Source organism: Leisingera sp. ANG49, from assembly GCF_059694505.1.
In genome coordinates, this window is record NZ_JCATZN010000008.1 from 116,940 (window position 1) to 129,930 (window position 12,991).

General features: G+C 62.0%; 13 protein-coding genes. 3 read left to right on the top strand and 10 right to left on the bottom strand.

Annotation, left to right across the window (positions count from 1 at the left end):
* Window positions 1–69: 69 nt before the first annotated feature.
* Both AC58NV_RS20630 and AC58NV_RS20635 read right to left on the bottom strand, forming a co-directional pair.
* Window positions 70–2,232 carry a serine/threonine protein kinase gene (locus AC58NV_RS20630; RefSeq protein WP_497228807.1) on the bottom strand — a complete coding sequence of 721 codons (2,163 nt, stop codon included), beginning with the start codon at window positions 2,230–2,232 and terminating at the stop codon, window positions 70–72.
* A 44-nt stretch (window positions 2,233–2,276) separates the two neighbouring features.
* Window positions 2,277–2,852, bottom strand: coding sequence for an OmpA family protein (locus tag AC58NV_RS20635; protein WP_497228808.1), 576 nt, complete (start codon window positions 2,850–2,852; stop codon window positions 2,277–2,279).
* Between the two features lie 182 nt (window positions 2,853–3,034).
* Between AC58NV_RS20635 and AC58NV_RS20640 the strand changes: the two genes are divergently transcribed.
* On the top strand, window positions 3,035–3,877 hold the full coding sequence (locus AC58NV_RS20640) for a M15 family metallopeptidase (RefSeq protein ID WP_497228809.1): 843 nt from the start codon (window positions 3,035–3,037) through the stop codon (window positions 3,875–3,877).
* 328 nt (window positions 3,878–4,205) lie between these two features.
* A complete protein-coding gene (locus tag AC58NV_RS20645) occupies window positions 4,206–4,796 on the top strand; it encodes a hypothetical protein (protein WP_497228810.1) in 591 nt (196 codons plus the stop codon).
* Between the two features lie 21 nt (window positions 4,797–4,817).
* On the opposite strand, the gene AC58NV_RS20650 is transcribed toward AC58NV_RS20645, so the two are convergent.
* From AC58NV_RS20650 to AC58NV_RS20685, 8 genes are all read right to left on the bottom strand, one after another.
* The gene (locus AC58NV_RS20650) at window positions 4,818–6,317 is read right to left on the bottom strand and encodes a caspase family protein (RefSeq protein WP_497228811.1); all 1,500 of its coding nucleotides are present in this window, start codon (window positions 6,315–6,317) and stop codon (window positions 4,818–4,820) included.
* A 130-nt stretch (window positions 6,318–6,447) separates the two neighbouring features.
* A complete protein-coding gene (locus AC58NV_RS20655) occupies window positions 6,448–6,774 on the bottom strand; it encodes a DUF8776 family protein (protein ID WP_366663561.1) in 327 nt (108 codons plus the stop codon).
* A 2-nt stretch (window positions 6,775–6,776) separates the two neighbouring features.
* Window positions 6,777–7,163: a response regulator gene (locus tag AC58NV_RS20660; RefSeq protein ID WP_019297434.1), complete on the bottom strand. Its 387-nt coding sequence runs from the start codon at window positions 7,161–7,163 to the stop codon at window positions 6,777–6,779.
* A 39-nt stretch (window positions 7,164–7,202) separates the two neighbouring features.
* A complete protein-coding gene (locus AC58NV_RS20665) occupies window positions 7,203–8,060 on the bottom strand; it encodes a CheR family methyltransferase (protein ID WP_497228812.1) in 858 nt (285 codons plus the stop codon).
* On the bottom strand, window positions 8,057–8,539 hold the full coding sequence (locus AC58NV_RS20670; protein WP_019297432.1) for a chemotaxis protein CheW: 483 nt from the start codon (window positions 8,537–8,539) through the stop codon (window positions 8,057–8,059). The genes AC58NV_RS20665 and AC58NV_RS20670 overlap by 4 nt, the downstream gene beginning before the upstream one ends.
* The gene (locus AC58NV_RS20675) at window positions 8,529–10,697 is read right to left on the bottom strand and encodes a chemotaxis protein CheA (protein ID WP_497228813.1); all 2,169 of its coding nucleotides are present in this window, start codon (window positions 10,695–10,697) and stop codon (window positions 8,529–8,531) included. Before AC58NV_RS20675 ends, AC58NV_RS20670 begins: the two co-directional genes overlap by 11 nt.
* 1 nt (window position 10,698) lies before the next feature.
* Window positions 10,699–11,073, bottom strand: a complete 375-nt coding sequence (locus tag AC58NV_RS20680) for a response regulator (protein ID WP_497228814.1) — start codon at window positions 11,071–11,073, stop codon at window positions 10,699–10,701.
* Window positions 11,070–11,357, bottom strand: coding sequence for an STAS domain-containing protein (locus tag AC58NV_RS20685; protein WP_029204938.1), 288 nt, complete (start codon window positions 11,355–11,357; stop codon window positions 11,070–11,072). The genes AC58NV_RS20680 and AC58NV_RS20685 overlap by 4 nt, the downstream gene beginning before the upstream one ends.
* Before the next feature lie 413 nt (window positions 11,358–11,770).
* Here AC58NV_RS20685 and AC58NV_RS20690 point away from each other — a divergent pair.
* Window positions 11,771–12,991, top strand: a 1,221-nt coding sequence (locus AC58NV_RS20690; RefSeq protein WP_497228815.1) for a HAMP domain-containing protein, incomplete at its 3' end; no start/stop codon positions are given.

The window sequence follows — 12,991 nt, forward strand, 5'->3', positions numbered from 1 at the left end:
CAACCGTTTTCCGGCCCGGAAAGCACATATTTCCCGTGCCGGTATCTCCGCAAAATCCCAATGCTCTGGTCAGGGCTTGGCGGTCACCAGAATACGGCTGTCGAGCGAGCGGATACGGCTGGAATCAGCCTCGTAACTGGCCTTAAGCGCCTCGGCAAATCCCACTGCGCTTTCAGAGGTTGGCCGCATGCCGTCAAACAGGGGCTCTGCGGAATGCAGCACCAGCACCTTGCTCTTGCCCAGAGTGCTGTCGTCGACCTTGAAAGCAATGCCGCCATTAGACGCCGATTCCTCCAGGCTGTAGGCAACCCGCACCGGAACCTCGCCTGTTTCGCCGTCCCGCAGGCTGGCGACCGCATTGTCCGCCCGCGAAATGTTGGGCAGCAGGTGGAATACATTGCCCGATACGTCCAGGATCGAAACCGTGAGGTAACCGTCGGTCAGGTCATTTGGCAGCACCACGTCGATAACCGGGTTTTCGCCGACAAAGAAGCGGCCTGACGGGTTCGGCTCCACAGTGGTTCCACCTACCGCGAACTCGACCTCAGCGCCGCCCGGCGGTGCCTTGGGCAGGTGTTGTTCGACAACGCAGAGCGAGTCATTCAGCACCTCTACATCCAAAACTACCTGACGTTCATGGGCCAGCGCGCGGAGGGCATCGAACAGCTCAAGCCGGGTGGCAGTGCTAGCAACCCGGCCGCTGATCAGGATCGGATCGGAGGGGCCGTAGCCGTCAAAGTGGCCGTTGCCCTGACGCACCAGAGGGCCGCAATCGGCAAAGCTGTCCATGATCGCCTTGACCTCGGCCACCGGCAGAACCGGCAGTTCAAACCGGATTTCGGCCTTGCCTTCCAGGGCTCCGGGCAATCCGTTGCGGAACAGCTCATTCAGCATCTCCGCGACATTGGTGTCATCCGTGGTGCCAGTCAGCCGCGCCTTATTGTTGCTGATCACCAGCCGCCATTCGCGCAGGCCCTCGAGCGGTTTCACGGTATCCAGCACATCAGCGCCCCAGGTGTCGGCAATGGCTCCGGACGCCAGGGTCAGATCAGCGTCCTGCGACAGCGCAAGCAACGCATCACGGACCGTTTCAGAGGGCACGTTTCCGACGATCTCCACCGGACCGTCCGCCGGCTTTTCCGCAATCAGAGAATAGGGGCGCGCCACTGGATAGCTGGGCCCCAGGAAACTGTCGAGAAACCCGCCGAAATAAGCGCCGGCACCACCGCCGCCGAGCAGCAGCAGGACTATCAGCGCGGCCCAGACGCCGCCGCCGCGTTTCTTTGCTTTTGCCGGTGCCGCTTTGGAAGCGGGCGGGGAGGGGGGCGCCGCAGGTTTGCTGGTCTGCGGCACGATGATGGTGGCATCTTCGTTTGGCGTATCCAGCACATCCCCAAGGCTGCCGCTGTCTGGATTGTCCAGGAAGGCCAGTACTTCACCCGCGTTCTGAAACCGGTCGTCCGGATCCGGTGCGCACATCCGGTCAATCAGGCTTTTCAACGGTTCAGGAACATCATCAGTGTCCAGAGGTTTCTGCTTGTTTTCAACTACTTCCATCGGGTTGGCACCCAGCTTGGGTGCTGCGCCGCGGAAATTGGCCAAGAGCAGCGCCCCCAGCGAATAGATGTCCGAACGGGCATCCGTGTCGCCGCTCATCTGCTCCGGTGCGGCATAGGAGTACTTGCCGGCAAATTCATTGCCGACAATGGTCTGGGCGCCCGGGTTGGTGTCCTTGGCGATACCGAAATCGATGATCACCGCCTCTGCCGGGTCGCCACCCCGCAGGATGATGTTGTCGGGGCTGAGGTCGCGATGCACGATATTGCGGGCATGCGCCGCTTGCAGGCCCTGGGCCACCCGGCGGCAGATCACCAAAAGGTCTTCGGCCGGCATCGGCCCCTGCTTCAGGCGCTTGTCGAGGCCGGGGCCGTCGACGTAATCCATCAGCAAGTAGATATGGCCGTCCGGCGTGCGGTGGTTCTCCGAGTAGCGCACCACGGCGGCGTGGCGGATTTCCCGGATGTTCTCCTCGCGCGCCATCAGGACTGTGAAGTCCTCGTTGGCGGCAAGTTCCTGCTTCAGCACCTTCAGGGCGACCAGATTTCCGGAGATTTCCGAGCGGGCCTTGTAAACGTCGGACGTGCCGCCACGGCCCAGCAGGCATTCGATCCTGTAGGTGTTGTTGAGCAGATCACCCGGCTGGAACAAGTCGCCAGGGCGCGATTCAAGCATGGAGGTCTCCCTGGCCTTTTAGCCGGCGCGGACTCGGGCTGTAGTCAGCCCAGAGCCTGGAATTCAACGCGGCGGTTTTCATCGGCGCGCGTGTTATCCTGGTTGAACGGTGCGGTTTCACCCATACCGATTGCTTTCAGCATATCCTCGCGCACGCCGCAGGAGCTGATCAGATGGCGGCGCACTTCCTGCGCGCGCAGCAGCGACAGCCGTTCGTTGTATGCGGCGGAGCCGGAGCTGTCGGTGTGGCCGATGATCTGGAACACGGTGCCATCCAGCGCCTTCATCGACGCGCACATGTTGGCCAGCTTCGGCTCCTGGTCGGCGCGCAGGGCCGCGCTGTCGAAGTCGAAAGAGATCTGGACGTTGATCTGGGTCTGGCGGTCAACGGGATTGTACTCTTCCGCCGCAGCGGCGACAGTTGCTGCTTCTTCGGTTGTGTCCTGGCCCGCATCCGCGCTGCTGGGCACGATCACCAGGCCGCGTGTCTTTTGTTTCTTGAAGGCTTCAGTGATTTCTTCCACCGAAAGCTCGCCGCTGTTTGATTGCGCCTGCGCCATCGGTGCAAAAATCAGGCCGGCCCCCAGAATACTTGTAAAAATACCTTTCAGGCGGATCATGCTCTGCGCCCTCCCCTACCGTTTCAACGTTGCAGGCAGTCTATACCAGCACCATCAGCCTGCCAATGCCGGGCAGAACCAAGCGCGGGAAAAAAACACGGTGTTTCCGGCAAGTTGTAATCAGGGGGTTTACTGCCGGGCAGCTAAAGATTGAAATGGGCGCAGACGCAACGGGAGGAAAAATGCGGGTACTGCCAGCTGTGATCATCGCCATTGGCCTCGTGCTGGCTCCGGCCATCTGGTTCGGGCTCAGCTGGCTGTTGAGCGAGGAGGACTACCAGGGTGCCGGCGGTGTCGACTCTACTGCCCGGATCGAGATCGAGATGCTGCGCCAGCAGGTCGAGGATCTGCAAGCCCGGATGTCGGATCTGCAGAACGAAGTTGCCCGCCTGCCTGCCGGAGGGGCAGGCACCGGAAGCCCTTTCACCGATGACGCGGCCGGCGAGGCCGCAATCTGGAACCAGACCGGGGGTGCCGACCTGGATTATGCCCAAGTGGTGCTGATAGCCGACCGGCTGAACGTGAACCGCGGCCTGCGGGTGACCGGCGGCAAATACCTGACCGAGAAACTGGGCCGCCCGCGGGAGGATCTGAACGACACCTGCCAGCCGATGACCAACCCGGACCTCAAGGAAAAACTGGTGACCGAACAGGTCGGGCCGATCCGGGTCAGCATGCTGCGCCCGGCAATCGAAAGCCTGAAGGTGGTGTTCGAGAACATCCGCCAGGCCGATCCGGACCTCTATGCCCGCATCAACACCGCCGGCGCGCTGTGCGTGCGGCGGATCCGCGGCACCACCAATTCGCTGTCCACCCACAGCTACGGTCTGGCGGTGGACCTGAACATTGACGGCAAGCTGGACAATTTCACCGATGGCAAGACCCAGCTGGGCCTCACCATCATGGCGGATTTCTTTTATGACCAAGGCTGGGTCTGGGGCGCCGGGTTCCGGCGCGAGGACAGCATGCACTTCGAGATCAGCCGCCGCCAGTTGGATGAATGGATCGCCAACGGGCTGCTGTAAGCCTGTCCTCCGGGCGATCTCAGGCAGACCGGAGCAGCACCTTGCTGGAATCGATTGCGGCAGCGATCCGCTGATAGCGCACCACCGATCTGGTGGGGGAGCTTTCGGCTGAGCGCAGCAGTTTTGTCTGAGTTTCTTCCAAGACTGCCAGTGCTTGGGCTATCGCAGTTGCCTGCCGCTCCGGTGCGACTGCCACAATCGGGCGGTGCGACCGGTCTGTGCTGTTAATGGACCGTGCCTTGCCCCTTGGTTTCGAGGGGTCGCGGTTTTCCCGCGCAATTTGGCGCAGATCCTGGGCTGTTTCCTTGAGAATTGCCCGCAGCGGCTCATGTCCTGGCAAACCTGCCAGATCCTTTTCCAGCGCTTCGAAACGCTCAGCAAGGCAGTCGATCAGGTAGGGGCCTACGATCCCGCAAAGATCCTGGAAGCCGGCAACCCGATCCACCACTTCGTCGGCAGAGCGTATGCGATTGCCAAAGAACCGGCCGCTTCCGGACGAGCCGCCAAACGTGCTTCCTTCGCCCTCGCCACCGCCGCCGCCCCGGGCGCTAACACCGCCAGATCCCCCATCGCCGCCGCCATCGCCGCCGCCGCCATCGCCGCCGCCATCGCCGCCGCCATCGCCGCCGCCATCACCGCCGCCATCGCCGCCGCCGCCATCGCCGCCGCCATCGCCGCCGCCGTCACCGCCGCCGTCACCGCCGCCGTCACCGCCGCCATCGCCGCCGCCATCACCGCCGCCATCGCCGCCGCCATCGCCGCCGCCATCACCGCCGCCGCCATCACCGCCGCCGCCATCGCCGCCGCCATCACCGCTGCCGTGACCTCCGTCGCCGCCGCCATAACCGCCGGCGGCCTGGCCATCCAAAGGGGTGTTCAGGAAGAAAGTGAGGAGTACGAGGAACAAAGCACGATGTAACATCGGCTTGAAGTAGGGCGGTTATCCCTCCAGTCCATAGGCCTGACGGATTCCGCGTTGCGTTCCAGGGCCGAAGTCTCCGTCAATCGCGCCGGCGTAGAAATTGTTCTCTTTCAGCTTCTGCTGCAAGGCACGCCGGGTTTCGGCGGTGAACATGTTGGGTCGCTCGCTCAGGAGGTTGAGCACGTCGGAGCTTCCGCTGCGCAGCGCGGCATAGAGGTAATGCGCGGAATCTTTGGGGCCTTTTGAGGCGATCAGACCGTCATCAATGAGCGCGGCAAAGTTGAACTGCGCCTGCGGATGGCGCAGGTCAGCGGCACGCTCGAAGAAGGTCAGCGCCTTGTTCGGATTGGCTGGCAGACCCAGCCCCCCCTGGTAATGCAGGAAGCCAAGATCGTTGATCGCATCGGCGAAATCCTGGGCTGCGGCCGCTTGGTAAAGCTCCAGCGCTTTGGCCTCATCGACGTCCACGCCAGTACCGCGTTCATAGAGCTTGGCCAGTTCGAACTGTGCCTCTGGCGAGCCGGCATCCGCTGCGCGCTGCAGGAAATCCACCGCTGCCTTAGGGTCGAAACGGCCTTCGTTCGGGTTCAGCCGGATATAGGCCAGGCCCAGCATTGAGCGGGTGTCGCCCAGTTCAGCCAAGGCCAGCAGCTGCTCCTCCTGATCGGGTTTCAGCGCCGCCCATGCGGCAGAGGCGTCGGCCACCGATACCGGGGCATCATCTTCTCCGGGGCCCGCGAGGTAGAAGGGCACGCCGGTCAGCGAGCCGTAGGTATGCGGTTCCTGCAGGTTCGCGGTGCTTTGCAGCACCTGGTCGCGGACCTGCCGGAACATCAGGCTGATTTCCAGCCCGGGCTGCACCATCTTTTCCATCAGGGCGGTCGCATAGGGCGAGTTGCTGCCGCTGCCATCCAGTGCCACTTGGCCGTCCTTGGCAGCAAAGGCCACCAGGGTGCCGCGGTCCGGGTCGGCCGGCGCCATGCCGCCGCCGCCGCGGGTTGTTGCCGTGGTTTCAGTCGTCTGGCCGCTGCTCTGATCCAAGGCGATGGAGTCGCCCAGAGGGTTGTCGCGGCAGCTGTCCAGGATCACGATCCGCATCTTGCGGGCCCGGTCCACCGCATTCAGCAGCTGTTTCAGCGACAGCGACTGGCGCTGCACATCGCGGTTGCTGGCGACCTTGGCATCCACTGGAATCAGGAAGTTTTCGCCCTGCACCTCAATCCCGTGGCCGGCAAAATAGACCAGCGCCAGATCGGCGACTTCAGAGCGGAAGGCGAAGTCATCCAGCAGCTGTTCCATCTCCGATGTGCCCGGGTCGAGAGCCAAGCTGACGTCGAATCCGATGCCCTCCAATGTGTCCGCCATCGCGACCGCATCGTTACGGGTATTCTCGAGAGGCGGCAGATACTGGTACTCCGCAACACCAATGACCAAGGCAATTCGGTCAGTTGCAGCATGGGCGCCCGCGGCAAGCAGCAGGCAGCAGGTGAAAATCAAGGGTTTGAAAATAAAAGACATGCGGATACCCGGGATAGCGAATTCTGCTACGGCCCAATGTAGTCCTTAGAGGCAGTAAAGAAAAAGAAAATTCGCCGCGCGAGGTTGCGGCTGGCAGGCCCTGCCCGTTTCCGGGCAGGGCCTGGCTGTTTCAGGTGCTGGCCATGCTGCTGGCCGATCGCAGCCGGTCGCGCAGCTTTTCCAGGGTAACCCCGGCCGCTGCGGCCGGCAGATCCGCCGGGCCTGACTTATCAACCTGGGCCTGCACGCGCTTGTAGAACCCGGAGAGTCCCGACAGCGTCTGGATCACCAGGTCGAAGTCCTGCAGCGAGCGGAGTTCCTGGCTGGTCGGAGCGGTGCCCCGTTCCAGAACGTCCAGGACGACATCCTCCAGCGCTTGCATCTGGCTGCGCAGCTGCTCCATTTCCCACGCCGAGGCGGCGCAGAGTTCGCCCAGGGCTTTGTCGGGACGTTCCATGATCAGAGCCGCCCGACGACCTGTTCGATGGCCTGCTTCATGGTAGCCACCGTGAACGGCTTGCGGATGATGTTGTTCAGGCCGATCTGCTTGCCGACCTGGATGATTTCCGGCGTCGGCTTGCCGGTCACCAGGATGAAGCCGACCCGCTGCGTCACCTGATGGCTGCGCAGCGCCTTCAGCAGGCCCAGCCCGTCCATGCCCGGCATGTTGTAATCCGACAGCACCAGATGGACCGGGGTTTGGGTCAGCTTCTGATAAGCGCCCTGGCCGGAGTTTTCGACCATGTAGTTCTTGATGCCGATTTCATCCAGGCTTTGTGTGATGATCCCCCGGCTTGTCGACATATCGTCAACAACCATAACGCGGAGAGAGTCTTTCAAGCTCATTTTTCTTTCCTTCTGCTCTGCTTGCAGCCGTGGTCAGGGTTACCTGCCAGCGGGTGAGTTGACGTAAGTGGTGATCCCGGCCGTCTTCAGGTGCTGCGCAGCCGGGCCAGACATGCGCTCGGAGTGACCGATGAAGAGGGTACCGCCCGGGTTCAGGGCATTCTGGAAGGCGCTCCAGACCTTCTGCTGGGTGGGGTTGTCGAAATAGATCGCAACGTTCCGGCAGAAAATCGCATCGAACTTGCCCCGGAAGGGGAAAGGTTCGATCAGGTTCAGCACCCCGAAGGTGATCAGTTTGCGCAGGCTTTCCGGCAGCCGCCCGTCCGGATCGCGCTTCGGGACCAGCTTGCTGTATTTGGTGTCAATCTGGGCCAGTTCGTCCTCGGGGTATTTGGCAGCCTGAGCGTGGCGCACCACCACCGGGTCGATGTCGGTGCCCAGGATTTTGATGTCGAGCTTTGCGGCCTCCGGGCATACGTCCAGCAGCGTCATCGCAATCGAGTATGGCTCCTGCCCGTTGGAGCAGCCTGCCGACCACAGCCGCACCCGGCCGCCGCGCCGCGCCTGTTCCACCAGCGGCGGCAGCACGTCATTGCGCAGGGTTTCGAAGTGATGCGGCTCCCGGAAGAAATGGGTCACATTCGTGGTCAGCAGCGACAACAGACCGCTGCGTTCCTCGTCGGAATTGGGGCCGTCCAGGCTGGCAAGGTAGTCCTTGAAGTTGGTGATGTTGCGCTGGCGCAGTTTGCGGGCCAGGCGCGATGACACCAGCGGCTTCTTGCTTTTCGCCATCGCCAGGCCGAAGTTTTTGTGCGCGAACTGCGCAATGGCTTCGAATTCCTGGTCCGACAGCGAAAAGCTGTCCGCATTCGGAGTGATCGTGCCTTCTGCGCTCACGGCATCACCTGCTCCGGAGCCGAGATCACCGCATCCAGATTGATGATGCGCACCATGGTGTCATCATGCGAAATGATGCCTTGGATGTACTCCATCGTGTTGCGGCTATCCACTGGCGGGGTGTCCTGGATGTCGTCCGGGTTGATCGAGATGATCTCGGAGACCGATTCAGCCAGCAGGCCTACCGGTTTACCGTGCACGGAGACAACAATGACCACGTTGCGCTCGCTGGCTTCGGTCTGCTGCAGACCGAAACGGGCGGAGAGGTCATAGATCGGGATCACTGCACCGCGCAGGTTCATCACCCCCAAAACATCGGCCGGGGCATGCGGCAGGATGGTCACCGGCGACCAGCGCCGGATTTCCCGGATCTGGGTGATCTTCAGGCAAAACGCCTGTCCGGCCACGGTGAAGCTCACAAACTCGCTGTGTTCAGCGTGTTTCACTTCCTGATCGGTTTGCTTCACTTCAGCTTGCATTGCTCATTCTCCGCTCGGTGTCAAAGGCGGCCGCAGTGGGCGAGGCCGCAATGATGCTTTCAGGGTCCAGGATCATGGCGATCTTGCCGTCGCCCAGGATGGTGGCCGCGGCGACGCCGGGGATTTCCCCGCAGACGCCGTCCAGGCTCTTGATCACCACCTGGCGCTGATCGTGGATGTCATCGACTGCCAGCGCGCAGCGCTGGCCGGTTTCGGTTTCCACCAGCAGGTAGACGCCGGCCTGCTGATCGCTTTCGCGGTACAGGCCAAGGGCGCCGGCGACATCGCAGATCGGCACGAAGTTGCCGCGGATCGACAGCAGGGTGCCATCGGCGCCCAGGCTGTTGATCATGTCGTCGCTGCCGCGCATGGTCTCGACGATCGAGGTGATCGGCACCACCATGGTCTGATCGGCCACCGACACCACCATGCCGTCCATCACCGCAAGCGTCAGCGGCAGGATGATGGTGAAGGTGGAGCCTTTGCCCGGTGAGGAAGAGATATTGATGCGCCCGCCAAGGCCGGTCACCGCATTCTTCACAACATCCATGCCTACCCCGCGGCCGGAGAGATTAGAGATCTCCTTGGCCGTAGAGAAGCCGGGCGCAAACAGCAGGTTATCGATCTCGCCATCGGTCAGTTCGGCGTTTTCCGGGATCAAGCCTTTCTCGATCGCGATCTGTTTGACTCGGGGGCGGTTCACACCGGCGCCGTCGTCCTTGATCTCGATGCAGACGCTGCCTGAACGGTGCGAAGCCGACAGCCGGATTTCACCGGTTTTGACCTTGCCCGCGCTTTCGCGGTCTTCGGGTTTTTCGATGCCGTGGTCGACCGCGTTGCGCAGGATATGCGTCAGCGGGTCGGACAGCCGTTCGATTACCGTCTTGTCGACCTCGGTGTTCTCGCCTTCGGTGACCAGCTTGCAGGTCTTGCCGGTGGCGGCCGAAGCCTCGCGGACGATCCGGGCCATGCGCTGGAACAGCGGCTTCACCGGCTGTGCGCGGATGGCCATGACACCTTCCTGAATGTCGCGTGCCAGATTCTTGAAGCCTTCCAGCTCGGTCTCGACATCGCGGGTGTCCGAAACGTTGAGATTGGCGATCTGCTGGGCAAGCATCGAGTGGTTGATGATGAGCTCCCCGACAGCGTTGATCAGCCGGTCCACCCGCTCGAGCTCGACACGGAGCGTCGGCTTCGGACCGCCGCGCTGCTCCTGCTTGCCGCTCTCGGCTTTCGGGGCCGAGGCCTTTTCTTCGGCGGCTGCCGGTTTGGCTTCGGGTTCAGGTGCGGGGACCGGCGGTTCAAAAGGGGTTGCAGGCGCCTCCCCCTCAGCGGCGGTTGCGGCATCCGGGGCGGGGTGGGCGCTGAACATCGCGTCCAGGGCTGCCAGCGCATTGGCTTCCGCCTCGGCATCGCCGTCGCCTTCGATCGACAGTTCGCACAGTCCTTCGACGAACTCGAAAACGGCCTCAACCTTCGAACGCAGCTCCTTGGTGACCAGCACCAGGTCCCATGCCAGATAGGCTTCGCCCATGTCCATCGTGTCAAAGCCGGGCAGTTCGTTCTCGTCCAGCGTGACGGTCAGGTCGCCCATATCCTTGAGCGCCTGGAACAGGAAGAACGGCTCATTGCCGGTGCCGTACATTTCCTTCAGCGGCTGGAAGCGGATCCGGTAGGTCTCTTCCTGCGGCTCCGCCGGGGCGCCGCCGATCTCGCCAAGGTCCATCATCGGCGCCGGACCGCCCAGCCCCATCGGCTCGAAGGTGAGGTCTTCCTCTTCTTCGGGGATGTATTCGTCCAGCGCCGCAAGCAGGGTGTCGTGATGCGCCTCGTCGACCTGGCCGCCGTCGCGGGCCACCTCAACAAGCGCCGACAGATGGTCGCTGGAGCGCAGCAGCAGCTGAATCAGCTTCTCGTCCAGATCCAGCCGGTTGGAGCGCACCTCGTCAAACACGGTTTCGAACCGGTGGGCAAAGGCCACCAGGTCGTCCAGGCCAAAGGCCCCGGCGCCCCCCTTGATCGAGTGCACGGCGCGGAAAATCGCATTCACCACTTCAGAGTCGTGATCGCCTCCTTCGATGGCGGTCAGACCCTCATCCGTTGCTTCGAGGAGTTCTTCGCACTCCTCAAAGAAGGTATCCTGAATAGACCCCGACATCTCAGGCCGCAGCTCCGGTCACGCGCTTCAGCGCAAAGATCAGCGAGGCATCGTCAAACGGCTTGGTGATCCAGCCGGTGGCGCCGGCGCCGCGGGCGCGTGCTTTCAGCTCCGGCGCGCTTTCGGTGGTCAGCACCAGGATCGGCACCTTTGAATTGATACCGGTGCCGCGCAGCTCCTCGATCACGCCGAAACCGTCGAGGTTGGGCATGTTGATGTCGGTGATCACCACATCGGGGTCCAAGTCGGAATACATATCCACGCCCTCGCGGCCATCGACCGCACAGTGGTATTCAAAACCGGCTTCTTCCAGGGTTGCGGCCAGAAGATTCCGGATGGTGCGGGAATCGTCGATTGCCAGAACTTTGGTTTTCATGCTGTTTCCTCGTCTTCAAAACGGTTGGGCTCCAGCCCCAGAAGCGTCAGGGACTTGCGGCAGGATTCGGTGATGTTGGTGACTGCGAAGCCTGCCCCCTCGGACCGCCACTGCTGTTCCGCGCCAAGCAGAAGCTGCAGGCAGCGGGAAGGCATCAGAGCAACGCCGCTGCAGTCGATTTCGACCGCCTTGGCGCGCGCGCCTTGCAGGAAGGCGATCAGTGGATCCAGCTCCGCGAAAGCGTTCGGCAGATCCAAAACGTGTTTTTGCGTTTCCGTTGTCATTTTCGGCGATTCGCACCCCCGTTGTCGGCGATCAGTTCGAGTTCGATGAGGCAAGTTTTAGGCGGCGGGCCTTAATATTTGATTGCCGCCCGCGCCGCGCCGCGCGGGATTCATAAGGAGAGCGGCAGCAACTTCCGCTGCAAAAATCCGATCAATTTTTATCTGTGCTCTAACGGCGAAAGAATCACTTCCAGCGTGCCGGCAGGCGTGTTTCCAGCACCCCGCACAGCCTGCGGATGCATCTTTACCGGACCTTCAGAAAGTGACGCTGGAGCGCGGCAGAATTCGGCATGTTTCCGCATCAAAATGCGGCATGCGGTATGCGCCGTAAGCGGCAAATTAACACCTGAGCCGCAATCTGGCTGGCATCATTATTGCGGTGGCCTAGACCGCATTGCTCTTAGGAGGACGGAATGAAAGCGTTCAAATCGCTCAAGCTGGCACATAAATTGCCATTGTTTGTTGTTGGGTTCGGTGTGCTTGTGACGGCGATTCTCGTCACCATAAGCACCATCAGCTTCCAGCGCAGCGCCGAGAAGAATGCCGAGGACCAGTTCCGGTCCATGGTGGCTGACCGGAAGTTTTCGGTGCAGACATTGCTGGACGGTATTCATGCGGATGTGCAGACCCTGGCGGCGGTGCCGTCGACGGCCACTGCCATCGAATGGCTGACCATGACCTGGAACGATCTGGATGGAAATCCGGGCCAGATCCTGCGTCAGGCCTATATCGACGAGAACCCCAACCCGATCGGGCAGAAACATCTCCTGGTGCGCGGCAAAGGCGACTCGCCCTATCACATGCACCACGAAACCTTCCACCCGGCCTACAAGACGCTGATCGAGAGCAAGGGCTACTATGATGCTTTCCTGATCAACCTGGCCGGCGACATCGTCTATTCGGTGTTCAAGGAAAACGACTACGGCACCAACATGATGACCGGCCCGTTCAAGGATTCCGGTCTGGCCGACGTTTACCGTGCGGCGCTGGAAGGCAGCCGCGGGGAGGTTTTCTTTGCGGATATGGAGCCTTATGCGCCCTCCGGCGGTGCCGCCGCAGCCTTTGCCGCGTCTCCGGTGGTGAACGATGCCAATCTGACCGTAGGCGTGCTGGCGGTCCAGATCCCGGTGGACCTGCTGGGAGCCATCGTCAACAACGATCAGGGCATGGGGCAAACCACCCAGATATATATTGCCGGCTCCGACATGATGGCCCGGACCACGTCGCGGTTCGAAGACGGCTATCAGGTCTTGTCGCAGCTGCCTTCGGTCCCGCAGGTAACCACAGCTTTTGACGGAAAGTCCCACGTCCAGAAAGGCGTCCCTGGGCTGAACGGCCATGCTGTGCTTGCCTATTCCGAGCCGCTGCCGCTGGAATTTGCAAACTGGGCGATCATTGCCGAGCAGGACTGGTCTGAGCTGATGGCGCCTGCGGCCGAGAAGCGCAACATGCTGCTTCTGGCCTCGCTGATCTGCGCCGGCGGCATGTCCTTCTTCGGCTGGCTTTTTGCACGGTCTATCACCAGGCCGATCGACCGGATCTGCACCGACATGGAGGCAGTGTCCTCCGGCGATCTCGACACCGAGGTGGAAGCGGCAAGCCGCACCGACGAGATCGGTAAGATCGGCAGGACT

What these genes read in the sequence shown, in the direction of transcription:
- AC58NV_RS20675 (WP_497228813.1), bottom strand. Translation starts at nt 10,697, where the DNA reads ATGTCGGGGTCTATTCAGGATACCTTCTTTGAGGAGTGCGAAGAACTC.
- AC58NV_RS20680 (WP_497228814.1), bottom strand. Translation starts at nt 11,073, where the DNA reads ATGAAAACCAAAGTTCTGGCAATCGACGATTCCCGCACCATCCGGAAT.
- AC58NV_RS20650 (WP_497228811.1), bottom strand. Translation starts at nt 6,317, where the DNA reads ATGTCTTTTATTTTCAAACCCTTGATTTTCACCTGCTGCCTGCTGCTT.
- AC58NV_RS20660 (WP_019297434.1), bottom strand. Translation starts at nt 7,163, where the DNA reads ATGAGCTTGAAAGACTCTCTCCGCGTTATGGTTGTTGACGATATGTCG.
- AC58NV_RS20670 (WP_019297432.1), bottom strand. Translation starts at nt 8,539, where the DNA reads ATGCAAGCTGAAGTGAAGCAAACCGATCAGGAAGTGAAACACGCTGAA.
- AC58NV_RS20640 (WP_497228809.1), top strand. Translation starts at nt 3,035, where the DNA reads ATGCGGGTACTGCCAGCTGTGATCATCGCCATTGGCCTCGTGCTGGCT.
- AC58NV_RS20635 (WP_497228808.1), bottom strand. Translation starts at nt 2,852, where the DNA reads ATGATCCGCCTGAAAGGTATTTTTACAAGTATTCTGGGGGCCGGCCTG.
- AC58NV_RS20685 (WP_029204938.1), bottom strand. Translation starts at nt 11,357, where the DNA reads ATGACAACGGAAACGCAAAAACACGTTTTGGATCTGCCGAACGCTTTC.
- AC58NV_RS20630 (WP_497228807.1), bottom strand. Translation starts at nt 2,232, where the DNA reads ATGCTTGAATCGCGCCCTGGCGACTTGTTCCAGCCGGGTGATCTGCTC.
- AC58NV_RS20655 (WP_366663561.1), bottom strand. Translation starts at nt 6,774, where the DNA reads ATGGAACGTCCCGACAAAGCCCTGGGCGAACTCTGCGCCGCCTCGGCG.
- AC58NV_RS20645 (WP_497228810.1), top strand. Translation starts at nt 4,206, where the DNA reads ATGTCCTGGCAAACCTGCCAGATCCTTTTCCAGCGCTTCGAAACGCTC.